Source organism: Synechococcus sp. N32 (assembly GCF_900473895.1).
GTDB lineage: Bacteria > Cyanobacteriota > Cyanobacteriia > PCC-6307 > Cyanobiaceae > Parasynechococcus.
Map to the genome: position 1 here is coordinate 428015 of NZ_UCND01000011.1, position 22178 is coordinate 450192.

Annotated in this window: 24 protein-coding genes; 10 read left to right on the top strand and 14 right to left on the bottom strand. The window is 61.4% G+C overall.

Annotation, left to right across the window (positions count from 1 at the left end; all coding sequences use genetic code 11):
- Positions 1-11: 11 nt before the first annotated feature.
- From DXY35_RS05820 to DXY35_RS13020, 4 genes are read right to left on the bottom strand one after another with little or no spacing between them, the layout of a single operon-like run.
- Positions 12-860, bottom strand: coding sequence for a sulfotransferase family protein (locus DXY35_RS05820; RefSeq protein ID WP_244272937.1), 849 nt, complete (start codon positions 858-860; stop codon positions 12-14).
- Between the two features lie 6 nt (positions 861-866).
- Positions 867-1715: a 3-deoxy-8-phosphooctulonate synthase gene (gene kdsA, locus DXY35_RS05825; RefSeq protein ID WP_115081498.1), complete on the bottom strand. Its 849-nt coding sequence runs from the start codon at positions 1713-1715 to the stop codon at positions 867-869.
- Positions 1716-1760: 45 nt separating this feature from the next.
- Positions 1761-2585, bottom strand: coding sequence for a sulfotransferase family protein (locus DXY35_RS05830; RefSeq protein WP_170950523.1), 825 nt, complete (start codon positions 2583-2585; stop codon positions 1761-1763).
- Between the two features lie 30 nt (positions 2586-2615).
- Entirely contained in the window at positions 2616-3506 is an 891-nt protein-coding gene (locus tag DXY35_RS13020) for a hypothetical protein (protein ID WP_206749207.1), read from the bottom strand.
- A gap of 23 nt (positions 3507-3529) precedes the next feature.
- On the opposite strand from DXY35_RS13020, the gene DXY35_RS05840 reads away from it, so the two are divergent.
- Genes DXY35_RS05840 through kdsB form a run of 3 tightly spaced genes read left to right on the top strand, consistent with a single transcriptional unit; the run spans position 3530 to position 7435 of the window.
- On the top strand, positions 3530-5920 hold the full coding sequence (locus DXY35_RS05840; protein WP_115081501.1) for a UvrD-helicase domain-containing protein: 2391 nt from the start codon (positions 3530-3532) through the stop codon (positions 5918-5920).
- Between the two features lie 25 nt (positions 5921-5945).
- Positions 5946-6656, top strand: coding sequence for a hypothetical protein (locus DXY35_RS05845; RefSeq protein ID WP_115081502.1), 711 nt, complete (start codon positions 5946-5948; stop codon positions 6654-6656).
- Entirely contained in the window at positions 6656-7435 is a 780-nt protein-coding gene (kdsB, locus tag DXY35_RS05850) for a 3-deoxy-manno-octulosonate cytidylyltransferase (protein WP_115081503.1), read from the top strand. The genes DXY35_RS05845 and kdsB overlap by 1 nt, the downstream gene beginning before the upstream one ends.
- A gap of 2 nt (positions 7436-7437) precedes the next feature.
- Here kdsB and DXY35_RS05855 read toward each other — a convergent pair whose 3' ends face one another.
- On the bottom strand, positions 7438-7989 hold the full coding sequence (locus DXY35_RS05855; RefSeq protein ID WP_115081504.1) for an HAD family hydrolase: 552 nt from the start codon (positions 7987-7989) through the stop codon (positions 7438-7440).
- Positions 7986-8999 (bottom strand): SIS domain-containing protein, encoded by a 1014-nt coding sequence (locus DXY35_RS05860; RefSeq protein ID WP_170950524.1) that lies wholly within the window; start codon positions 8997-8999, stop codon positions 7986-7988. Before DXY35_RS05860 ends, DXY35_RS05855 begins: the two co-directional genes overlap by 4 nt.
- An 18-nt stretch (positions 9000-9017) precedes the next feature.
- Between DXY35_RS05860 and DXY35_RS05865 the strand changes: the two genes are divergently transcribed.
- Positions 9018-10229: a CCA tRNA nucleotidyltransferase gene (locus DXY35_RS05865; RefSeq protein ID WP_115081506.1), complete on the top strand. Its 1212-nt coding sequence runs from the start codon at positions 9018-9020 to the stop codon at positions 10227-10229.
- Complete coding sequence (locus tag DXY35_RS05870; RefSeq protein ID WP_115081507.1) at positions 10226-11650, top strand: hypothetical protein; 1425 nt, start codon at positions 10226-10228, stop codon at positions 11648-11650. The genes DXY35_RS05865 and DXY35_RS05870 overlap by 4 nt, the downstream gene beginning before the upstream one ends.
- Here DXY35_RS05870 and selD read toward each other — a convergent pair.
- Positions 11595-13619, bottom strand: a complete 2025-nt coding sequence (gene selD, locus DXY35_RS05875) for a selenide, water dikinase SelD (RefSeq protein WP_115081508.1) — start codon at positions 13617-13619, stop codon at positions 11595-11597. The genes DXY35_RS05870 and selD overlap by 56 nt on opposite strands.
- Positions 13616-14650 carry a UDP-glucose 4-epimerase GalE gene (gene galE / locus DXY35_RS05880; protein ID WP_115081509.1) on the bottom strand — a complete coding sequence of 345 codons (1035 nt, stop codon included), beginning with the start codon at positions 14648-14650 and terminating at the stop codon, positions 13616-13618. The genes selD and galE overlap by 4 nt, the downstream gene beginning before the upstream one ends.
- A 110-nt stretch (positions 14651-14760) precedes the next feature.
- Here galE and hisS point away from each other — a divergent pair, with 110 nt between their 5' ends.
- The 4 genes from hisS to DXY35_RS05900 are packed head-to-tail and all read left to right on the top strand — an operon-like array spanning position 14761 to position 19428.
- Positions 14761-16053: a histidine--tRNA ligase gene (hisS, locus tag DXY35_RS05885; RefSeq protein ID WP_115081510.1), complete on the top strand. Its 1293-nt coding sequence runs from the start codon at positions 14761-14763 to the stop codon at positions 16051-16053.
- Between the two features lie 2 nt (positions 16054-16055).
- The gene (locus DXY35_RS05890) at positions 16056-17006 is read left to right on the top strand and encodes a UDP-glucuronic acid decarboxylase family protein (protein ID WP_115081511.1); all 951 of its coding nucleotides are present in this window, start codon (positions 16056-16058) and stop codon (positions 17004-17006) included.
- A complete protein-coding gene (locus DXY35_RS05895; protein ID WP_115081512.1) occupies positions 17003-18406 on the top strand; it encodes a nucleotide sugar dehydrogenase in 1404 nt (467 codons plus the stop codon). The genes DXY35_RS05890 and DXY35_RS05895 overlap by 4 nt, the downstream gene beginning before the upstream one ends.
- Positions 18406-19428, top strand: coding sequence for an NAD-dependent epimerase (locus DXY35_RS05900; protein WP_115081513.1), 1023 nt, complete (start codon positions 18406-18408; stop codon positions 19426-19428). Before DXY35_RS05895 ends, DXY35_RS05900 begins: the two co-directional genes overlap by 1 nt.
- Positions 19429-19517: 89 nt before the next feature.
- Here the strand turns inward: DXY35_RS05900 and DXY35_RS05905 are convergent, their stop codons facing one another.
- From DXY35_RS05905 to DXY35_RS05930, 6 genes are all read right to left on the bottom strand, one after another.
- Positions 19518-19718 carry a photosystem II reaction center protein J gene (locus DXY35_RS05905; protein ID WP_011363231.1) on the bottom strand — a complete coding sequence of 67 codons (201 nt, stop codon included), beginning with the start codon at positions 19716-19718 and terminating at the stop codon, positions 19518-19520.
- Between the two features lie 10 nt (positions 19719-19728).
- Positions 19729-19848, bottom strand: coding sequence for a photosystem II reaction center protein L (locus DXY35_RS05910; RefSeq protein ID WP_006852026.1), 120 nt, complete (start codon positions 19846-19848; stop codon positions 19729-19731).
- An 8-nt stretch (positions 19849-19856) separates the two neighbouring features.
- A complete protein-coding gene (psbF, locus tag DXY35_RS05915) occupies positions 19857-19997 on the bottom strand; it encodes a cytochrome b559 subunit beta (protein ID WP_006851435.1) in 141 nt (46 codons plus the stop codon).
- A gap of 3 nt (positions 19998-20000) precedes the next feature.
- Positions 20001-20249, bottom strand: coding sequence for a cytochrome b559 subunit alpha (gene psbE / locus DXY35_RS05920; protein ID WP_006850675.1), 249 nt, complete (start codon positions 20247-20249; stop codon positions 20001-20003).
- 71 nt (positions 20250-20320) lie between these two features.
- On the bottom strand, positions 20321-21322 hold the full coding sequence (locus DXY35_RS05925; protein ID WP_115009598.1) for a photosynthesis system II assembly factor Ycf48: 1002 nt from the start codon (positions 21320-21322) through the stop codon (positions 20321-20323).
- A 9-nt stretch (positions 21323-21331) separates the two neighbouring features.
- Positions 21332-21730 (bottom strand): rubredoxin, encoded by a 399-nt coding sequence (locus DXY35_RS05930; protein ID WP_115081514.1) that lies wholly within the window; start codon positions 21728-21730, stop codon positions 21332-21334.
- Positions 21731-21813: 83 nt separating this feature from the next.
- Between DXY35_RS05930 and DXY35_RS05935 the strand changes: the two genes are divergently transcribed.
- Positions 21814-22176, top strand: a complete 363-nt coding sequence (locus DXY35_RS05935; protein ID WP_038551549.1) for an NAD(P)H-quinone oxidoreductase subunit 3 — start codon at positions 21814-21816, stop codon at positions 22174-22176.
- Positions 22177-22178: the final 2 nt, after the last annotated feature.

Sequence of the window (22178 nt, forward strand, 5' to 3'; positions counted from 1 at the left end):
GGTGGGTCGCCTTAGGCGTCTCTCCAGGTCATCGCGGTGGCCCAGTGCTGCTCAACGCCGAGATCCGGACACCGTTCCTGGACCGCCGTCACCAACGGGGTGAAGTGCTGGCCAAGACGGCGTAACACCTCCGTTGGAACAGCTGTGGTGGCCTGACTGGCATTCACCCGGTGGCTCAGTTCAGGGATCTGCTCCGCAATGTTCAGACAGCGGCACAACGCACGGTGGTTGTCTGCGGTGAACAGGGTTTCGTACAAGCCGATGAAGACATGTGATGCAGCGAACCCGTCCTTCAGGGCATCGAGGGTGGCGGGGTAATCGTTCCGAGGAGAGTCACGCTTGAGCAGTTTGAGGCTGGCCTTGTTCAGGTGCTCGATTTCATGCTTGGGCGTGAGCAAGCGCCGCTTGCGCAGTTGCATGCGCTGCTGAGACAAGAACCGTTCCACTGGGTCGCGCATGATGAACACCGCCCGCGTTTGCACGCCCCGTTGCGCGAAGGCCTTCTGGATGCGCTGATAGCTCTCTGCGCTCAACCCGGCGTAAGAGGGAGTGATGTCCCCCGTGAGTCGGATCTGAGGTGGCTTGAGCCGTGATGCGAAGTAGTCGAAGTAGCGCTCAGGTTGTTCCATAAACCGTGCCCTCCGCCAGGTGCGCCACTTCAATGGTGTGGGGTTCTTGGGCCGGAAGGAGGAAAAGTGCTCCAGCTCCAGAGCATCGAAAACGTGGTATTCCTTCAGGAAACCGAAATCAGCATCCTCCCTGCTGTTCAGTTGATCGTGCAGCCAGGAGGTTCCTGCTTTCTGGGCGCCAACGCCGAGCAGAAAGGTTGCGTCAGAGGCCAAGAGGTTCTCCCGTGCCAACAGGCATCAGTTGATGTGCAGGTCTGGCATTCCTTTCACCAGATCATCGATGGCTTTGACCTGCGTCAGAAATGGCTCCAGCTGATCGAGTGGTAGGGCGCTGGGGCCATCGCATCGTGCTTTGACTGGGTCTGGGTGGGCTTCCAAGAACAAACCAGCCAGACCAACCGCCATGCCTGAGCGGGCCAGGTCAACAACTTGCGTGCGGCGTCCGCCTGAGGCAGCACCACCTGGATCTCTGCATTGCAGAGCATGGGTTACGTCGAAGATCAAGGGCAGGTCGTCGCAGGTGCGTTTCATCACGCCGAAGCCCAGCATGTCGACGACGAGGTTGTCGTAACCAAAGTTGGTCCCTCGCTCGCAAAGCAAAAGCTGTTCATTGCCGCATTCGCGGAATTTGTCCACGATGTTGCGCATCTGCTCCGGGCTGAGGAACTGCGGCTTCTTGATGTTGATCACAGCCCCTGTTTCAGCCATGGCGCGAACCAGATCGGTCTGACGGGCGAGGAAGGCAGGCAGCTGAATGATGTCGGCCACCTTGGCAGCGGCAGCTGCCTCCTCAGGGCTGTGGACATCCGTGATCACCGGGATGCCATGGGTGTCTTTGACCGCCTGAAGGATCTCCAATCCATGTTTCAGGCCGGGGCCGCGGAAGGAGTGAATCGATGAGCGGTTGGCCTTGTCGTAGGAGGCCTTAAAGACGAGAGGGATGTTCAGTCGCTCGCACACATCCTTGTAGTGCTTTGAGCAGCGCAGGGCGAAATCCAGATCTTCGAGAACGTTGACGCCACCAAGAAGGGCGAAGGGGCGATCGTTTGCGAAGGTGATCTCGCCCAGTTGGATCTGCTGCGCCACGGTCTTGAGCGTTCTTCCGGATCGCGCGAGCCTACCCGCCTTCCTTTAGCTGCTCTGCAGACTCAAGCCGATGCTGCGGGGGTCCAGGTTGTAGCTCCCAAGCTTGAAGTCGGCGGTATAGAGATTCGCCACAGCCTGGATGGTTGTAGGGCTGTAGTAGCGCGACAACTTGCTGGAGGCCTGGGTGAGTTTGCTGTGCTGGTTGCTTTCAATGCGGTGCGGTTGTTGCAGCTGCTCGGAATTGGGCAGCGTTAAGCCTGATTCGGCCAGGGCATTGGGAAGTTCAGTTGAGAGATGTTCAAGCCTGCAAATGCTTTTGAACTGGGATGCGGGCAGGAGTAACGCATCGTTCTGTGGTTTCCAGTGGTGGTTGGCATGCAGTCCGCCGCTTTCGAGGAAGGTGATGAAGGCTTCGAAGCCGGCTTTGCTGTTGTCACCAAATCCTGGAATGGATCCGTATTTGTCTTGAGGGCCGTTAGCGATTTTGTCGAGAAATGCGGATAGTGTCCGCGTCCAGGGATTGCGAACGACCGTAAAAAATGCGGCATTTTTCAGGCTTGCACGGTCTTGTTTGGTCCTGGACATTTCAACCAGGCTTTTGCCTGTGCCCATGGCACTCCGTTTGGCTTGCTTGTAGTCGTTTTGATGGCTGCTTGGGCCTCTGATGGCTTCATCCAGGTAAAGAATGACGGACGAATTGCCGCTTTTAGCGATTCTATTGAAAGCAATGTTGTGTTCTGGGTAAAACACGACGCGATCGAGATTGTCGCGTTTGATCTTTAACGTCTTGCGCTCGATGGCCAGGCTTAGGAGGGCTCGCTGCTCTCGCAACTCTCTGCGGATACGTTTCTGGGTGCGAGAGAAGGGCAAGAAATGTCGGATTGCTGAGTGTTGACTCTACTAATGGCTGTTGAAGTTCCAGGCCAGAGGGGTGACGCAATCTCTTTCAGAAGAATGGAGGTCGGAGAGCAGGTAGGGCAGGAGGGCGCCCAGGCTGTCGTCGCAGCCGAAAAGCTTTGTTGCGATCGCCTCGATGGATTCGCGTTGGTTGAAGCCGATGTCGCCGATTTTTATTTTCCGAGTTGTTGACATGTTGACCTTGACTGCGTTGTTTTTCCCGTTGGGATCTACAGCGCTTTGGTAGTCCTCGGGCAACAGTGAGTTGATCTTTGCGAGCAAGTCGCTTTGGGCTCCAGTGATGCTTTCGAAAGGCACAAAAAAGAGAGGGAACTTATTTGTCTTTGTTGCTTCGATCCAGCTGCGAATCAGCAGATGAATCTGGGGAAGATAGAGGATGCCCAGGAGGTGGAACAAATCGCTTTCTGAGCGTTGATGGAGGTTCGGGATGCCATCCGTGAGTCCTGGACAGCGGAGGTCGAGGGGGCCGTAGCTCTTGCGTCTGGTGTGGTGAATCAGGGAGCACAACAAGGCGCCGAGGGGGCGCACGGGCATCACCACCGCGGCTGTGCTGTAGCGCCGCTTGAGCTGCTTGAGGTTGTGGTGGGAGGCCGGGTAATGCCCGTAAACCAAGAGACGTTTGTGCGGTTGGTGAAACCGGATCCTGCGCACCCAACGTTCGCGGCGCCCAAGCTCTGGAACGTTCAGGAGCAGGTGTCCGAATCCCTTGGTGGTTTTGTGGCGCACAACCGGCGCATCAAGGTGATTGCTCAGCAGGGCCGCGAGGGTCTGACTGGCACATTTCGGTGGAGCCGGAACGAGAAGCGCGCGCTGTGACCCTTTAGGGGATGGCATCGAGACTTCGCCAGTCATGCGCGGCTGCGTTGGAGGCATCTAAGCACCACTAATCTCCAACCATGAGCTTTTTGGCCGGCCTTAACGACGCCCAGCGACGGGCGGTGGACCATCACGAGGGGCCCCTGCTGGTAGTGGCGGGAGCTGGCAGTGGAAAAACGCGTGCCCTCACCCATCGGATCGCTCACCTGATCGGTGAGCACGGTGCCGATCCCGCTCAGATCCTGGCGGTGACCTTCACCAACAAAGCCGCCCGCGAGATGAAGGAGCGGCTTGAGGTTCTTCTGGCACAACGTCTGGCCCAGAGCCAGTACGGCCAGCCCTGGAGCACCCTGCCTCCAGTGGAGCAGCGTCAGCTGCGCTCACGCATTTACAGGGAGGTAACCAAGGAGCTGTGGATCGGCACCTTCCATGCCCTGTTCGCGCGGATGCTCCGCTACGACATCGACAAGTTCAAGGACGCGGAAGGACTCACCTGGACCAAGCAGTTTTCGATCTACGACGAGGCCGATGCCCAGAGCCTGGTGAAGGAGATCGTGACTCAGGAGCTGCAGCTGGATCCCAAGCGGTTCGAGCCCAAAAAGACCCGCTGGGCCATCAGCAATGCCAAGAACCAGGGATGGCTGCCGAACCAGCTTGAAGCGAATGCGGAAGGCCAGCGGGGCAAGCTCACGGCCGATGTCTATCGGCGTTATCGCAAAGCGTTGGCGGCCAACAACGCCTTGGATTTCGACGATCTGTTGCTGCTGCCGGTTCAGTTGCTCCAGCAGAACGAGCAGGTGCGCAGTTACTGGCACCGACGTTTTCGTCATGTCCTGGTGGACGAGTACCAGGACACCAACCGAACCCAGTACGACCTGATCAAGTTGTTGGTCACCGATGGCAAGGATCCTCAGGATGTTGAGGACTGGTCAGGCCGTTCTGTCTTTGTGGTCGGTGACGCCGACCAAAGCATCTACAGCTTCCGTGCAGCTGACTTCACGATCCTGATGGGGTTCCAGGACGACTTCGGTGATCAGGCGCCGGATGACTCCACCCGAACGATGGTGAAGTTGGAGGATAACTATCGCTCCACCGCCACGATTCTTGAGGCGGCGAATTCTCTGATCGCCAACAACAGCGAGCGGATCGACAAGGTTCTCCGTCCCACGCGAGGAGAGGGAGAGCTGATCACCCTCACCCGCTGTGACGATGAGATTGCCGAGGCGGAAGCTGTGGTGCATCGCTTCCGCACGATGGAAGCCGCCAACCCCGAGCTGAGCTGGGGTGATATGGCCGTGCTGTATCGCACCAATGCCCAGTCCCGCGCGATCGAGGAATCCCTGGTGCGCTGGGGTATCCCTTACATCGTGGTGGGGGGGTTGCGCTTCTACGACCGCCGCGAAATCAAGGATCTGCTGGCCTATTTGCGGCTGCTGGTGAACCCGGCCGACACGGTCAGTCTGTTGCGGGTGATCAATGTGCCGAAGCGCGGCATTGGCAAGACCACGATTCAGCGCCTCACCGATGCGGCCAATCAGCTGGGGATTCCGCTCTGGGATGTGGTGAGTGATCCCGAAGCGGTGCGTTCTCTCGGCGGCCGTTCGGCCAAGGGTCTCCTGCAGTTCTGTGACCTAGTGAACGACTTGAAAGATCGCAGCCGTGACGTGGCGCCATCCGAGCTGATTCAGCAGGTGATGGAGAAGAGCGGCTACGTCAGTGAATTGATTGCCGATGGCACCGATGAGGCGGAGGAGCGCCGACGCAACCTGCAGGAACTGGTGAATGCGGCTCTGCAGTACCAGGAGGAAAACGACGAGGGCGATCTGGAGGGATTTCTGGCCACGGCGGCCCTGTCCAGCGATGCCGACAACAAGGACACGGCGGCCGATCGCGTCACCCTGATGACGCTGCACAGCAGCAAGGGCCTCGAATTTCCTGTGGTGTGCCTGGTGGGCCTGGAGCAGGGATTGTTCCCCAGCTACCGCTCCCTGGACGACCCGGCCTCCCTGGAAGAGGAGCGTCGGCTTTGCTACGTGGGCATCACCCGAGCCAAGGAACGGTTGTTCCTATCCCATGCCTGTGAGCGTCGACTCTGGGGCGGCATGCGCGAAGCGGCCGTGCCATCGGTCTTTTTGTCCGAGCTGCCGGAAGCTCTGATTCAGGGAGATATCCCCCAGGCCGGTGGTGCAGCGCTACGGCGTGAGCGGCGCCTTGACCGGCTCACCCGTGTGGACCGCGACAAGCCGTCATCGGCCCCTGCCAATGCTGTGCGTCGCCGTCAGGCTGGCCCAGCTCCCGGACGCAGCTGGCAAGTTGGAGATCAGGTGATCCACGCCAGTTTTGGGGTTGGCGAAATCACCCACACCTTCGGCAGCGGCGAGAAGGTATCGATCGCGGTCAAGTTCGCCGGTATGGGGCCCAAGATCCTTGATCCGCGTCTGGCGCCGATCGAGCCCGTGACCACCGCTTAATCTCCTCACCAGCCATCGACGGCCTGTGTCGACCACCAGTCAGCCGATTCCAATTTTTATCGGCTACGACCCCAGAGAGCGGGCGGCGACCAATGTTCTGATCGACAGCCTTTATCAGAACAGCAGTGTTCCTCTGGCGATCACGCCGCTGGTGACGCCTCAGCTGGAGGCTCAGGGATTGTTTCGCCGCGAACGAGACCCTAAACAGAGCACGGCGTTTTCCTTCACCCGGTTTCTGGTGCCGTACCTGATGGGCTACCAGGGCTGGGCTCTGTTCATGGATTGCGACATGCTCTGTCGTGCAGATATCAAGGCGTTGTGGGATCAGCGTGATGACGCCTATGGCGCCATGTGCGTGCAGCACGAGCACGTGCCCGGAGAGACCGTGAAATTCCTCGGTGAAGTCCAGAGCGCTTACCCGAAGAAGAACTGGAGCTCCCTGATGTTGCTCAACTGCAGCCGCTGCACCAAGCTCACGCCCGACTACGTGAACACGGCAACTGGGCTGGAGTTGCACCGCTTCCACTGGCTCGAGGGTGATCACGAGATCGGTGCCATTCAGGGCGGATGGAACCATCTGGTGGATGTGCAGGCTCCGCCGGAGTCCGAGGAGGCTGCTCCGATGCTGCACTGGACGCTCGGCGGTCCCTGGTTCCGCGAACAGCGCACCATGGGTGGCCCTTTGGCCGCTGAATGGTTCAGCGCCCGTGACGATGCAATGAAGCTCTGGGATTGATGGCGATTCGCAAGTGTGTGGTGGCCGTCCCGGCCAGGCTCCAGTCGTCTCGACTGCCCAACAAGGTGCTGGCTGACATCGGTGGCAAGCCGATGATTCAGCGTGTGCTGGAACGCTGCCGTGAGGCCCAACGTGTTGAAGCGGTGGTGCTTTGCACCGATAGTTCTGAGTTGAAGGCCTTGGCCGAGGGCTGGGGCTTCCCGGTGTTGATGACGGCAGAATCCTGCAACTCCGGCAGTGAGCGCATCGCATCCGTGGCCCACCCGCTTATGGCCTTGGCCTGGGGAGAAGTGTCGCCTGTTGTAGAAGAAACCGCAGTCATCAACGTTCAGGGCGATCAACCGTTCATCGATCCTGCTGTGATCGACGCCATGGCCGAGGAATTTCAAAGCCAGGACCCAGTGCCCGCCGTGGTGACCCCTGTGTATGGGCTGAAGCCCGACTCGGTGCACAACCCCAATGTCGTCAAGACCCTGTTGGCCCACGACGGCCGCGCCCTCTACTTCTCCCGCTCCGCCATTCCCCATGTGCGTGATGTGGCTGAGGCCGAGTGGCATCAGCACACCACGTATTGGGGCCATGTGGGCATGTATGGCTTCCGGGGAGATGTGTTGGCCGCCTGGGATCAGCTGCCCGCTTCTCCACTCGAGGATTTGGAACGGCTCGAGCAGCTGCGGCTGATTGAGGCGGGCCTCACCATTGCCACCTTCCGGGTCCAGGGCACATCGCTCTCGGTGGATACCGCTGAGCAGCTGGAGCAGGCCCGGGCGATGGTCTGAACTCAATCGTTGCGGTCTTTCCAGCCGTCGCGGCGCAAGTGGCTCCAGCGGCCACGCCCTTGGAGGATGCGCTCCGCCAGCTCTCGGACGGCTCCATGGCCACCTCGCCGGCGGAGTACGGCATCGGCACCTTGCCTGACGGGGCGACAGGCATCGGCTGGGGCGAACAGCAGACCAACCACCGGCCGAACCGCTAGGTCGTTGAGGTCATCGCCCACAAACGCCGTTTGCGCGCCGCTCACCCCCAGTTGGTGTTGCAGGGCCGAGAGGGCAGCCGGTTTGTCCTTGATGCCTACAAGGCAGTGGCTGATCCCCAGTTGCCTGGCCCGCACCTCTGTCGCGCCTCCCTGGCCACCACTGAGAAACGCGATCTGAAGCCCCGCCTGTTGCAGCAGGCGGATCCCGAGACCATCGCGCACATCGAAGCGCTTGCTCAAGTGGCCTTCGGCATCAAACCAGAGGCCCCCATCGGTCAGCACACCATCCACGTCCAGCACGAGCAGCTGAATCGATCTCAGGCGATGCCGTAATAACCACCAGCGCAGTCTCTTCACGCAAGTCCGGCCTGAACAAGATCATGCAGGCGCAGCAGGCCCATCAGTTGTTGCTCCTGATTCACCACCGGCAGTACAGAGATCGGTTTCCGTCGGTTGTGTTCCATCTGAGCCAGGGCTTTCACCACCAGAACATCGGCGTTCACTGTGATCGGATCGGCGGTCATCAGATCCTTGGCCGTCAGTTGGCTCCAGGTTTCAGCACCGTGATCCTGCAGGGCACGGCGGAGATCGCCATCCGTGAGGATCCCGAGCAGGCTTCCAGGGCTGTCTGGGTTTTCGACCCATCCACTGCCGATGCCATCGCGCGTCAGTCCGCCGATCACCTCGGGCAAGGGGGTGCTGGGCTGCAGGGGGTGCAGTTGGCTGGCGGGCACCATCAGGTCGGCGGCCGTCAGGGTCAGCTGCTTGCCCAGCGATCCGGCGGGGTGATTCAGGGCGAAATCCGCCGGTGAGATTCCGCGCCGTTCCATCCACACCGCGGCCAGGGCGTCCCCGATCGCCATGGCCACCGCGGTGCTGGCGGTGGGAGCCAGGTTCAGGGGACACACCTCACGGTCAACACCGGCTTCCAGCACCACGTCACTGCCGCGGGCCAAGGAGGAGTCAGCCCGTCCAACGATGGCAATCCGCCCGGTTCCACGTCGGGTCAAGTGGGGCAGCACCTCCAACAGCTCGCTGGTTTCCCCGCTGTTGGACAGCAGCAGACAAACGTCCTCGGCGGCTACCACCCCCAGATCGCCGTGGAGTGCGTCGGTGGGATTGAGGAACAGGGCCATCAGCCCGATGGAAGAGAAGGTGGCTGCGATCTTGCGGGCCACGATGCCGCTTTTGCCCACACCTGTGATCACGAGTTTGGCCTTGCGATCTGCACAGCGCTCCAGCAGGGCCAGGGCGGCTTCCACCTGCTCGCTGCTCAAGCGTTCAGCAGCAGAGGCGATCGCTGAGGCTTCCTCCTCAAGGCAGCGGGTGAGAGCGGACAAGGACAGAATCCGTGATGATCGACGCATTCTCCTGCAAGCCCCGCAATGGATCTTCCAGGTGTGCCGTCTTCTGTTCTGGAGGCGTTGCAGGGAGCGGCTCGAGCTCTCGGCATCTCACGTCTGGCCCTGGTGGGCGGCGTTGTGCGTGATCAGCTGCTGCATCAGCGCTACGGCCGTACCTGGTCGGGTGTTCCTGATCTGGACTGGGTGGTGGAGGGAGATGCCGCTGCGCTTGTGGAGGACCTGAAACGTCAGGTCGGTTCCGAACGCATCACCGGTGTTCAGGAGCATGGAGCCTTCGGCACGGTGGCGTTTCAGCTGGATGGACTACCCCTGGATCTGGCGACGGCGCGACAGGAGAACTACCCCGCCCCGGCGCAGAATCCCGTGGTTCAGGCCGGGACCCTTGAGGCTGATCTTGCGCGCCGTGACTTCACCGTCAATGCCATGGCCTTTGATCTGGTGGCTGGTGAGCTGATCGATCTCCACCATGGTTTGAAGGATCTGGAATCTGGGGAGTTGCGGTTTCTGCACGCCGGCAGCGTTCAGGACGACCCCACCCGGGTGATCCGGGCTGCCCGCTACGCCGCTCGGCTCGGCTTCCACCTCGCGGAGGAGAGCAGCAAGCAGATCCGCTGCACCATTGAGAACTGGCCTTGGGCCTGGCGTCAGGGAGATCCCGCCATGGCAGCACCGCCGGCCCTCGCAACCCGGCTGCGGATGGAGTTGGAGCGGCTGCTGGAGCATGAACCCTGGCCCCAGGCGCTGAATCTGTTGGAGAAGTGGCAGGCCCTGCCGCTGTTGGACCCGCAGCTTCAGAACGATCCAAGCCGCACGCAGCGGCTTCATTGGGCCCGACGTCTGGGCCTTCCTCTGATGCCCACACTTCTTTTAGGGGCAGCGGACCCAGTCGCGGTGGCGCAACGGCTGCAGATTCCCGGCACGCAACTGCAATGGCTGCAGCAGTGCGGGGAACTGCGCGACTGGCTGGTTGACACACCCCCACCTTTGAAGGCCGCCCCGTCGATCTGGTCAACGGCCATCGAACAACAGGGTTGGCCGCCGGAGGTGGTGGCCCTGGCGGTGACCCTCCGTCCGCAGCAATGGAAACCACTGCTGCGTTGGTGGGGGCGCTGGCGCAGGATTCAGGCGCCACAAACGGCGCGTGACCTGATCGCTGCGGGTTGGCAGCCTGGGCCGGCGATCGGTGCGGAGTTGCGCCGGCAGCGCAGCGCAGCGCAGGACTGCAGCCGATGAAACGCAGCTGGCTTGTGCTGGTGATGGGTTTTTGCCTGGCCTTTGGTGTGCGGGCCTTGCTGTTGATCGATGCCACGGCGCTGTGGAGCGATGAGCTGTACAGCGTTGGCAAGAGTTTTCAGCCCAGCTTCGGCAGCCTGCTGGCGATGCTGCGGGAGGACACCCATCCCCCGGCCTACTACGGCTTGCTCTGGTTCTGGGGGCATCTGGTCGGCCAGAGCCCGGTGAGTCTTCGCTTGCTCTCCTGGCTGGCGTATCTCGCCGGTGGCTTGGTGATGGTCCGTCAGGCGATGGCCTTCGGCCATTCGGGCACTCGGGTCAGGGTGGCGGCAGTTGCAGCGCTGCTGGCTTTTTGCAGTCCTTTTCCGATCCGTTTTGCGATCGAGGGCAAGAGCTATGCCCTGTTGGTGCTGCTGCTGGCCCTGGCCTGGTGGTGGCGCCGTTCGGTGCGTCCTATGGCCTACGGCGCTGTGGCCGGGCTGGCCGGATTGACGCATTTCTATGGTTTGTTTCTGGTGCTGGCGGCCGCGGCTTGGGACGGCTGGCGACGCCGCTGGAGCTTGGCTGTTGCCGCGCTGATCGGAGCCCTCCCGGCCTTGGCCTGGATGGCCTATGCCGCGGAGTATCTGTTCAGCTCTCGGGCCGGCAGTTGGATCGGCGTGCCTGATTTCGCCCTGTTTGAGGAAACCTTGGCCCGTGGCCTTGGTCTCTGGCCGTTGCCCAAATTGGCCCTGATCCTGCTGGTGCTGGTGGTGCTGCGGCGCTGGGGAGGGCTGCGTCGGGTGCCGTGGCCGACTTGGAATCTGCTCGATCGAAGTGGTCTGATCCCGTCCCTGCTGATGGTTCTTGGGGTTGTTGCCGTGTCGTTTGTGAAGCCGATGGCGTTCAGCCGCTACTTCGTGGTTCTGCTGCCGGCTGTGGTGCCCGTCCTGGCGGTGCAGATCGCTGCTCTGGAGCTCAATCGCTTTGGCCGCGGCTGTGGGCTGCTGGTGCTGGTGCTGGTGTTGGCCAGCTGGTGGGGACCAGGGTTCGCGGAGCTTGATGCCGGTGCCGGCGGGGTGCGGGAACAGGATCAGTTCCGTCTGGTCAGCCAGCGCACCAGCGGGCTTCAGGAGCGCTACAGCCCCCGCGAGCGTCTGTTCAACCTCAGCGACCGAATGGAGGCGGCGATGGGTCGGATTCCCTTGCCTTCATCACCCTGGGGGGGAAAGGAAGCGCTGAAACAACGGCTTCAGGCGCCGGATCCGCCGAAGCAGCTCTGGCTGGCTAGCAGTGGGCCGCCGCTGGCGATGAAGCGCAAACTCAGATCAATGCAATCGCAGGTTGAGCAGGCGGGTTTCCGCTGTGAACCACAGGCCAACGACCTCACCCATGCACGGCTGTTGCGTTGCCGATCTCAATCCATGGACCCGTCCGAGTGAGATGTGCGGCTGCTGCGCTGGTGCAGCCCAGCAGCAGGGGGCCACAGGTCTGCGGGTCCACCAACAACTCCAGCAGAGCAGCAGAAGGTTGCTGTCGCAGTTGAACTGGGCCCTCCAACCATCGCCAGGCAGCCCGGTTGGAGGGGGCCAGGGTGCTGGAGATGCCGCGTTCGAACAGCTCACGCGCACCGGAGTAGGCCGGGATGGCAGAGCCGTCGAGTTCGATGTTGAGGCCGGGGTTGTTCTGGAGCATCTCGCCCAGATGTCCGAGCAGGCCAAAACCCGTGATGTCGGTGCAGGCGTGAATGTGTTCTTGGATCGGTTCCACTTGCTTCAGAAGCGTGTGTTGGCTGGTGGCCATGCTTTGCAGCGCCGTATCCAGATCAGGAGCAGAGGTGGCGCCGGTCATGGATCCTGCAAACAGCACCCCGGTGCCTAGTGGGCGACTGATCAGCAGTGCATCACCGGTCCGCAAGCCCGATTTGAGCCAGGACGATGAGTTGCTGCCGTTCACCGTGAGGGCGATCTGCACCCCGAGGCTTGCCGGTGTGGGGGCAGTGCTGCGGGCCTCCATCGTGTGCCCACCGATGAGTTCGGCCCCCTGTTCATCCAGCACGGAGCGGATGCCGGCGAGGGTCTGCACCAGCAGCTCTTGCTGTGTGCCGGCCGGAACCACGGGCAGGGTGATCGTGGCCATGGCGCTGGAGACTGTCGCCCCGCACGCCCAAAGATCTGAGCAGGCATGCAGGGCCGTCAGACGTCCGTTGAGCCAGGGGTCACTCACCAGGGCCGGAAAGCCATCCACGCTTTGCAACAGCCCTTGATGGCCAGGGACTCGGGAGGCGTCTTCCGCTTGTCCCCCCAGCCCCACCCGCTCCAATGCTGTGCTCAGGGGTTGAGCCGGCAACTTGGCAGCGCATCCCCGGCAGGCCATTGGAGTCGCATCGGACATCGACGCCGGCTGCTGAAAGCCGGCCATGAAGGCGTGATCGATGCGTTGCTTGAGGCGCCAAATCAGCGGGGACGGTCCCAATCGCCAGCCCCCCCATTGCGCCCATGCCATGTCCCGGTGGGTTCCGATCAGCTGCAGTGCTCGCCGTTGAGGTCGCCAGGGGACCAGGGGTTTGCCTCGGCAGGCTGCTTCCAAATTGGTCGCCAGTGGTGTTGCTGCACGCACAGCCCACACCCCTGATGCTGCCCGTGGTGCATTGCTGATCACGCCGCAGTCCCCGCTGGCGAAGATGTTCGATGTCCCGTTGACCTTGAGACAGGGGTCCGTTTGCACCCGCCCTTGTTCATTGACGGGCAGGCCACTGTTGGCCAACCAGGCTGGGCCATGGCTGCCCGTGCAGAGAAGGCTTGGGCCCACCCATGGCGCCTCGTTCTGAATCAACGTGACCCGGGCTTCTTGCAAGACCCGTTTCAAGGCGTCTGAGAGCTGGCCAGGTCGCATTTGCAGCTGTAGTGGTCGTTGTGGCCAACGCCGCCTTAGGGCGAGCACCACTTCCACCCCCGCTGCACCAGCCCCAATCACCCGAAAAGGGTCAGGGTCGTTGGGGGATTGCTGCTTGAGAAAAGCGAGGGCGGGCTCCAGTGGCTTGATCGGGATGCCTGATGCGCTGGCGCGGCTGACCGCTCCGACATCGAGGCTGAGCCAGCCGTACTGGAGGGAAGGGCGACCTTCCAAATGCAGCAGCTGCTGGCCTGGATCCAGGCCCTGAATCTCCGCGGCCATAAAGGCGACGCCAGCCCGTTCACAGAGTTGTCTCAGATCGATGGCCAGGTCGTGGTGCTGCACCAGCCCAGCAATCAGGCTCGGCACCATGCCGGAATACAGGGCAGTGCTACATCGGTTGATCAGCACAACCATGCGATCCGGCCGCAACTGGGGCTGCATGGCCCAGCGCTTCAGCAGCAGTGCATGGCTGTGGCCGCCACCGGCGAGCAGCAGCGGCTCCTTGGGTTTCATGGCTCGGTCCGGTACCCCAGAGGATTGGCCTGTTGCCAGGCCCAGCCATCGCGGCACATGTTCAGCAGTGAGCGTTGTGCCTTCCAGCCAAGCGTTGCCTCCGCTTGCTTGGGGCAGGCCTCCAACCGCGGCACATCTCCTGGACGTCGTTCAACGACCTCAAAGGGGATTTCGATCCCTGTGGCTTGCTCGAAACCACGCACAACATCCAGCACGCTGAGACCACGTCCGGTGCCGATATTGAGTGTGCAGTGGCAGGGGGCCGGCTGGTTGAGGAGGTGGTCCAGGGTGACCCCATGGGCTTCTGCCAGGTCCATCACATGCAGGTAGTCCCGGATGCCCGTGCCGTCAGGCGTTGGGTAGTCCTGGCCGAAGACCCGCAGTTGATCCCGGCGGCCTGCAGCCACCTGCGTGATGAACGGGAACAGGTTGTTGGGAATGCCCAAAGGGTCCTCCCCGATGCGACCACTTGGATGGGCTCCCACGGGATTGAAATAACGCAGGGCGGCGATCCGCCAGGCACCAGTGCGCACCAGGGCCTGCAGCATTTGTTCCACCGCCAGTTTTGTCTGGGCGTAGGGATGAATCGGTGCGGTGGGGGTGTCTTCTCGCAGCGGGAAGGTTTCGGGTTCGCCGTAAACCGTGGAGGTGCTGCTGAAGACCAGCGTTCGGCAGTGGTGATGCTCCATGGCAGCGGTGAGCACGCGGCTGCCGTTCAGGTTTACGTCCCAGTACCGCAACGGGTCAGCAACAGATTCCCCCACCGCTTTGAGCCCGGCGAAATGGATCACGCCATCAATGGTTTCACCGCTGTTGAAGGCACGCTCGACCGCATCGGGGTCCCGCACATCCCCTTCAACAACATTGATGGCGTTGGATCCCGCCAGCTCTTGAACCCGGTTCAGGGCCTCCGGAGAGCTGTTGTCGAAGTTGTCGAGAACCACGAGTTCATGGCCCTGCTCAAGCAGCAAAAGACAGGTGTGGCTGCCGATGAAGCCGGCTCCGCCGGTGATCAAAACACGCCGTCCCATTGCCCAAATCCTTCTGATGTAGATGATTCTGAAGCAGGTCGCCGGTTCGAGGTCTGAAGGCTTCAGGAGTCTCACCCGGCAGACTGAGTCGCCGTACCCGAATCCCGCACGTGAGTCAGCTCCAGAGCCTCAGGGGCATGGTGGATCTGCTGCCGGAGGCGCTGCAGCGCTGGCAGGCGGTGGAGGCGATGGCGCGGGAGCATTTCCAGCGTTCTGGTTTTGGAGAGATCCGGACGCCGCTTCTGGAGACAACAGACCTGTTTTGCCGTGGCATCGGCGAGGGCACCGATGTAGTGGGCAAGGAGATGTATAGCTTTCAGGATCGTGGCGATCGCTCCTGCACCCTGCGGCCGGAAGGCACCGCATCGGTGGTGCGCGCTGCTCTCCAGCACGGCTTGCTCAGCCAGGGCGCCCAGAAGCTCTGGTATGCGGGGCCGATGTTTCGCTATGAACGGCCCCAGGCGGGCCGGCAGCGGCAATTCCACCAGATCGGGGTGGAGTGGCTTGGGGCTGAACGGGCTCGCTGTGATGTTGAGGTGATTGCGCTGGCCTGGGATCTGCTGGCCAGCCTCGGCGTGGGTGGCTTGGTGTTGGAACTGAACAGTCTTGGCACGGCCGAGGATCGTCAGGCTTACCGGAGCGCCTTGGTGGCCTGGCTTGAGCAGCGCGCAGCAGCTCTCGATCCGGATTCCCAGGCTCGGCTGAGCACCAATCCGCTGCGCATCCTCGATTCCAAGAACAAAGACACCCAGGCGCTCCTGGAGGACGCACCAACCTTGGCGGATGCCCTATCTGAGGCCAGCCGTGAGCGTTTTGCCGAGGTGCAGCGCGGTCTGACCGCTCTGGGAATTCCCTTCCGGCTCAATCCGCGGCTGGTGCGCGGATTGGATTACTACAGCCACACCGCCTTTGAGATCACCAGTGATCAACTTGGAGCTCAGGCCACCGTGTGTGGTGGCGGTCGTTATGACGGCTTGATTGACCAGTTGGGAGGGGCACCAACCCCTGCCATTGGTTGGGCTCTTGGCATGGAACGGTTGTTGCTGGTGCTGGAAGCTGCCGCTCAGGCTGATCCTCAGGGCGTCGCTGCCCGGCTGACTGCATCGGTATGTCCCGATGTGTACGTGGTGAACCGTGGAGGAGAAGCCGAGCCTGCTGCCCTGGCCTTAGCCCGGGATCTGCGGGCGGCTGGGTTATGGGTGGAATTGGATGCATCTGGCTCCGCCTTCGGCAAACAGTTCAAACGGGCGGATCGCAGCGGGGCGCGTTGGGCTTTGGTGCTTGGCGATGACGAGGCTGAGCGCGGTGAGGTGCGCTTGAAGGCGTTGAAGAAGCAGGCGGAAGAATCCACCGTTGCGCTCGCGCCAGTGGCCGCGATCGTGGAGCGAGTGCTTAGTCCCTGAGGATGCAGATTCACCTCGTCACCGGCGGTGCCGGCTTTCTCGGTTCGCACCTGATCGATCGCCTGATGGAGGCCGGCGACGAGGTGATCTGTCTCGACAACTATTTCACCGGACGCAAGGCCAACATTGCTCGCTGGATCGGGCATCCCCGGTTTGAGCTCATCCGCCACGACGTCACCGAGCCGATCAAGCTGGAGGTGGACCGGATCTGGCATCTGGCTTGTCCCGCTTCCCCGATTCACTACCAGTTCAATCCGGTCAAGACGGCCAAGACCAGTTTTCTTGGTACCTACAACATGCTGGGCTTAGCCAGGCGGGTGGGGGCACGGTTGCTGCTCGCCAGCACCAGCGAGGTCTACGGCGATCCTGAGGTGCACCCGCAGCCGGAGCGTTATTGGGGGTCTGTGAATCCGATCGGTGTCCGCAGTTGCTACGACGAGGGCAAGCGCATTGCCGAAACGCTCTGTTTCGATTACCAGCGCATGAATGGGGTGGAGGTGCGGGTGGCGCGCATCTTCAACACCTATGGCCCGCGCATGCTCCTGGATGACGGCCGGGTGGTGAGCAATTTCATCGTTCAGGCCCTGCGGGGCGAACTGCTGACGCTGTACGGCGATGGCAGTCAGACTCGCTCGTTCTGCTACGTCAGTGACCTGATTGAGGGGTTGATCCGCCTGATGAATGGTGAGCACAGCGGCCCGATCAATCTTGGCAATCCAGAAGAGTTCACGATCCGGCAGCTGGCTCAACTCGTGCGGATGCAGATCAACCCGGAGCTGCAGTTGGAGGAGAACCCTTTGCCGGAGGATGACCCACAACAGCGTCAGCCGGCGATTGACCTCGCCCGTGAGCAGTTGAACTGGCAGCCGACTGTGTCACTGGAGCAGGGGCTCCCCCCCACCATCGACTCCTTCCGTAATCTCCTCGAACATGCCGACTGCTGCGGAACGTGACCATTCGACGGATCTGCTGCATCGGTGCGGGGTATGTGGGCGGTCCGACCATGGCGGTCATCGCTGATCGCTGCCCTGAGGTTGATGTCCAGGTGGTTGATATCAACCAAGCGCGCATCGATGCTTGGAACGATGCCGACCTCAGCCAATTGCCGGTGTACGAACCGGGGTTAGACCGGGTTGTGGAACGGGCGCGGGGGCGGAACCTGCATTTCTCCACCGATGTAGCTGCTTCGATCGCCGCTGCAGACATGGTGTTCATTTCGGTGAACACGCCCACCAAGACGAAGGGGCTGGGTGCTGGTCAGGCCAGCGATCTCCGCTGGGTGGAAGCCTGTGCCCGTGAGGTGGCTCAGGCGGCCACCGGTCACACGATCGTGGTGGAAAAAAGCACCCTGCCCGTGCGCACGGCTGCCGCGATCAAAACCATCTTGGAAGCAGCCAGTGAGGGAGAAGATCACCGCACGTTTTCAGTGCTCTCCAACCCTGAGTTTCTGGCGGAGGGAACGGCCATTCGGGATCTCGAGACCCCTGATCGGGTGTTGATCGGTGGTGATGATCCGGCATCGATTGATGCCCTTGCGGCGATCTATGCCCACTGGGTTCCAGAGGAGCAGATTCTGCGCACCAACCTCTGGAGCAGCGAGCTCTCCAAGCTCACAGCCAATGCCTTTCTGGCGCAGCGCATCAGCTCCATTAACTCGATCGCTGCCTTCTGCGAGGCCAGTGGGGCGGATGTGCGTGAGGTGGCCCGGGCGATTGGCACCGACAGTCGGATCGGCCCAAAGTTCCTCAATGCTGGGCCGGGCTTTGGTGGCAGCTGTTTCCAGAAAGATATCCTCAACCTGGTGTATCTCTGCTTGCATTTCGGCCTGCCGGAGGTGGCGGATTACTGGGAGAGTGTTGTTGCCCTCAACACCTGGCAACAGCACCGGATTGCCCGGTTGGTGGTTGAGAAGTTGTTCGGCACGGTGACTGGAAAACGACTGGCGATTCTTGGATTTGCATTCAAGGCCGACACCAATGACACCCGTGAAGCGCCGGCGATTCGCATCTGCTGCGATCTGTTGGAGGAAGGTGCGCAGCTGGCCATTCACGACCCCAAAGTGGTAGCCCAACAGATGGCCCGGGATCTTCAACAGGATGCCGCGCCCCAGCTGGATGCTCTCAGCGGAACTGGCAATTGGATGGAGGCTGGCAGCGTTGAAGATGCTGTGAGAGGAGCTGATGCTGTGCTGGTGCTTACCGAATGGCAGCAGTACCGGGATCTCAATTGGATGGCTCTGGCTGGCCGGATGCGTAAACCGGCATGGGTTTTTGATGCCAGGGCTGTTACTGATCCCGAACAGGTGAGAGCAGCGGGCCTCACCCTTTGGCGCGTCGGGGATGGAGAAGGTTGATGGCGAAGACAGTCCTTGTCACGGGTGCGGCCGGTTTCATCGGCGCGGCGCTGTCGAAGCGGTTGTTGCAACGCGGTGATCGGGTCGTCGGTCTCGACAACTTGAACGACTATTACGACCCAAGCCTTAAACAAGCTCGTCTGGGTCAGATCGAAGCCGTGGCCCCCGAAGGCGCCTGGCAGTTCGAGCACCTGGCCCTGGAAGACGGCGACGCCCTCATGGCTCTCTTCGCGGCAGACAACCCGGCTGTGGTGGTGAACTTGGCGGCTCAAGCCGGGGTTCGTTACTCCCTGGAAAATCCGGCGGCTTACATCCAGAGCAATCTTGTGGGCTTTGGCCATCTGCTGGAAGGTTGCCGCCACCACGGCACGGAAAACCTTGTTTATGCCTCGAGCAGTTCGGTTTATGGCGGGAATCGAAACTTGCCTTTCCACGAACAGCAGCCTGTGAACCATCCGGTGAGCCTTTACGCCGCCAGCAAAAAAGCCAATGAGCTTATGGCACACACCTACAGCCATCTCTACGGCTTGCCGGCAACGGGGCTGCGGTTTTTCACGGTGTATGGCCCCTGGGGCCGCCCCGATATGGCTCCGATGCTTTTCGCACGAGCCATCCTGGCGGGTGAACCGATCAAGGTCTTCAACCACGGCAAAATGCAGCGGGACTTCACCTACATCGACGACATCGTTGAAGGGGTGCTTCGTTGCTGTGATAAACCTGCCACCCCTAATCCCCTCTTTGATCCGTTGCAGCCGGATCCTGCAACGGCGGCTGCACCGCATCGGGTGTTCAACATCGGCAACAGTCAGCCCACCGAGCTGTTGCGCTTCATCGAGGTGATGGAACAAGCTCTGGGCCGGGAGGCGATCAAGGACTTCCAGCCGATGCAGCCTGGTGATGTGGTGGCGACAGCTGCCGACACCTCCGCCTTGGAGCAGTGGGTGGGCTTCAAGCCATCCACCTCCATCGAGGAAGGAGTAGACGCCTTTGCCCGGTGGTTTCGCGACTATTTCAGCGTTTGAGCTGAGGTTTTTTGTTCCTCTGCTCTTCATGCACAGGGGACTAAAAAACCGGTCCATCGGACCGGCATGAAGCATCGAGTTGACTGGAATCAGGCAGAACCAACTCCGGTGTAGGAGCCATAGAAGAAGAGGCCCACAACGAACAGAACGGCCATTCCTCCTGCTGTTGCAACAAGCCAGAGGGGGAGAACGCCTTCGGTCCACCGGCTTCTCCAGGGCACAGCCGGAGTGCCATCCGGATTGCGATCGGGAATTCGACCGTCGGGATAGGGAGATTTTTTTCCGCTCATCGAATAATCCTCAGTTGAAGAAGTAGCTGGACATGAGCACGCCGGTTACGAAGACAAAAAGCAGACCTAGGTACAAGCTGGTGCGGTTGAGCTCAACCGGAAGGTTGTTGGGATTGGGATTGCGTTCCATGGTTCGGATCAGCGACGGATGAACTGCATCGCGGCAAGGGCGCCCAAGAAAAACACCGTCGGAATTCCGAGGGTGTGCAACGCCAGCCAACGCACCGTGAAGATCGGATAGTTGCGTGGCGTTGTGGCGACAGGAGGAGCTTGTGTCATGACTTATTTCAGACGGATGTCAAGTTCAGATTTGCCCTCGTAGCGCTGGCTCACCACGGGAGCCTTGCTTTCCGAAGCCTGGAAATAGGCGTCAGGTCGGGGTGTCCCGAAGGCGTCGTAGGCCAGGCCGGTGGACACAAACAGGAATCCTGCCAGGAAGATGGAAGGGAGTGTTACGGCGTGGATCACCCAGTAGCGGATGCTCGTGATGATTTCGAAGAACGGGCGTTCTCCTGTTGAGCCGGCGGCCATGGCGTTGGGCGTGTCAGGAAGATGATCTTAGGAGGTGGCTCAGGTGAGCTGAGGCTGAGGCGTTGCTGCAGTTACACAGCGTTGCCCACCCAGCGCAGCAGGTTGCCCCGCTCTCCCAGCACAAAGGCGTGCTCCCCGTCGAACACCATGCGGGTGAAGTTGCTGGGTTGACGGTCCCCGACGGGGTCGTTCTCCCAGCTATCGCCGCCGTCGCGGCTCACCAGCAGGGTGCCGTTGCCACCGCCGGCCCAGATGGCGCCGTCGTCATCCCAGGCCAGATCCATGTAGCCGTAGCCGTTGGTGATCGGGATGATTGCTTTGCTCCAGCTGTCGAAGTTGCCGGGCTCATCGTTCAGGCGGATCTGCGCGCCGCGGGCCACCATCCAGAGGTTGCCGTCGGGCTGGAAGCCGATGCTCTGCAGCCGCTGGCTGCTCACCCGTTGGTGCACCTGCCAGACGGAATCACCCGGCTCCCAGGTGGCGTAGAAGTTGCCGAGGCCACTTACGCTCACGTAGCTGCCGTCCTTGCTGCGACGCAGATCACGGACGGCACCGGCGGCATCGGTCACCTTGGCTTCCCAGCTGTTGCCGTCGTTGTGGGTCTCGTAGACCGCACCCACGTTGGTGGCCAGCTCTGCGGAATGGCTGCCCAGGGCGGTGATCAGGTAAGGCTCGCCGGGCAGTTTGGTGTCGAGGAACAGGCGGGTCCAGTTCTGGCCACCGTCGTCGCTGTGCATCAGCAGCCCGGGCTGTCCGGCGATCCAGCCTTCATCGCCATCGAAATCGATGCTGATCAGGCGGAAGTTCTCCTCGTCGGGCAGATCCAGGCTGCGTTCATTCCAATGGGCGCCCCCATCGTTGGTTTCCCGGATCATCCGGTTGCTGCCCACCAGGTAGCCGTGGCGGCTGTCGGTGAAGGCCACATCCAGCGGGTTGGCCTGGGTGTCGAGGTCCTCGGCCTGCCAGGGGCTCGTGCTGGCTGTTGGCACGTGGGTGGTGACGCAGCCGCTGAGGCTGACCCCCAGCACCAGCACCAGCAGGAGCTGGCTCAAAGAGTTCAACAGACGTTTCATGGCTGGGCCTCAGCGCAGGGAATAAAGGGACAGGAAAAAGGCGAAGCCGAGGGCAAGGCTGCCGAAGATCAGAACATTCTTCTGCCCGGGGGTCATCCGGTTGACCCCAAGGCCGAAATCGAGGTTTTCGTCGAAACCGCTGGCCTTGGCACGTGGACCGATGTCGCGGAAAGCGGCCACCTTGCTGCGGCAGACGGGGCAGCGGAAAGCAAGCGCATCTAGATCCTCGAAGGCCGTGCCGGGGTCAATCCCAACCTTCTTCACCCCCTCGTCGGGGTCATAGACGTAGCCGCAGCTGCGACATTCGAAACGGTGGGTCCTTGGGTCGATCTCCGGAGCGGTTTCAACCGCTGGTTCCACCGCTTCGGTGGTTTCGACCGGCTGGACGGACTGTTGTTCGTCGCTCACCGCTGTGTTGCTGGGCCAATCGACTCTATCGACGACAACTCCAGGCGGTGAATGCCAGACTGGCCCGGTCTACGGGGACCTCCATGTTTGCCCTGCCCGGCTACGACGCCTTTCTGGGGTTTCTGCTGATTGCGGCTGCAGTGCCTGCCTTGGCGCTGATCACAAACAAATTGGTGGCGCCGAAAAGCCGTGCCGGCGAGCGCCAGCTCACCTATGAATCCGGCATGGAGCCCATTGGCGGGGCCTGGATTCAATTCAATATCCGCTACTACATGTTTGCGCTGGTCTTCGTCATCTTCGATGTCGAGACCGTGTTCCTTTATCCCTGGGCTGTGGCGTTCAACCGTCTCGGCTTGCTGGCCTTCATTGAGGCCCTGATCTTCATCGCCATCCTGCTGGTGGCCTTGGCCTACGCCTGGCGCAAAGGCGCCCTTGAGTGGAGCTAGTC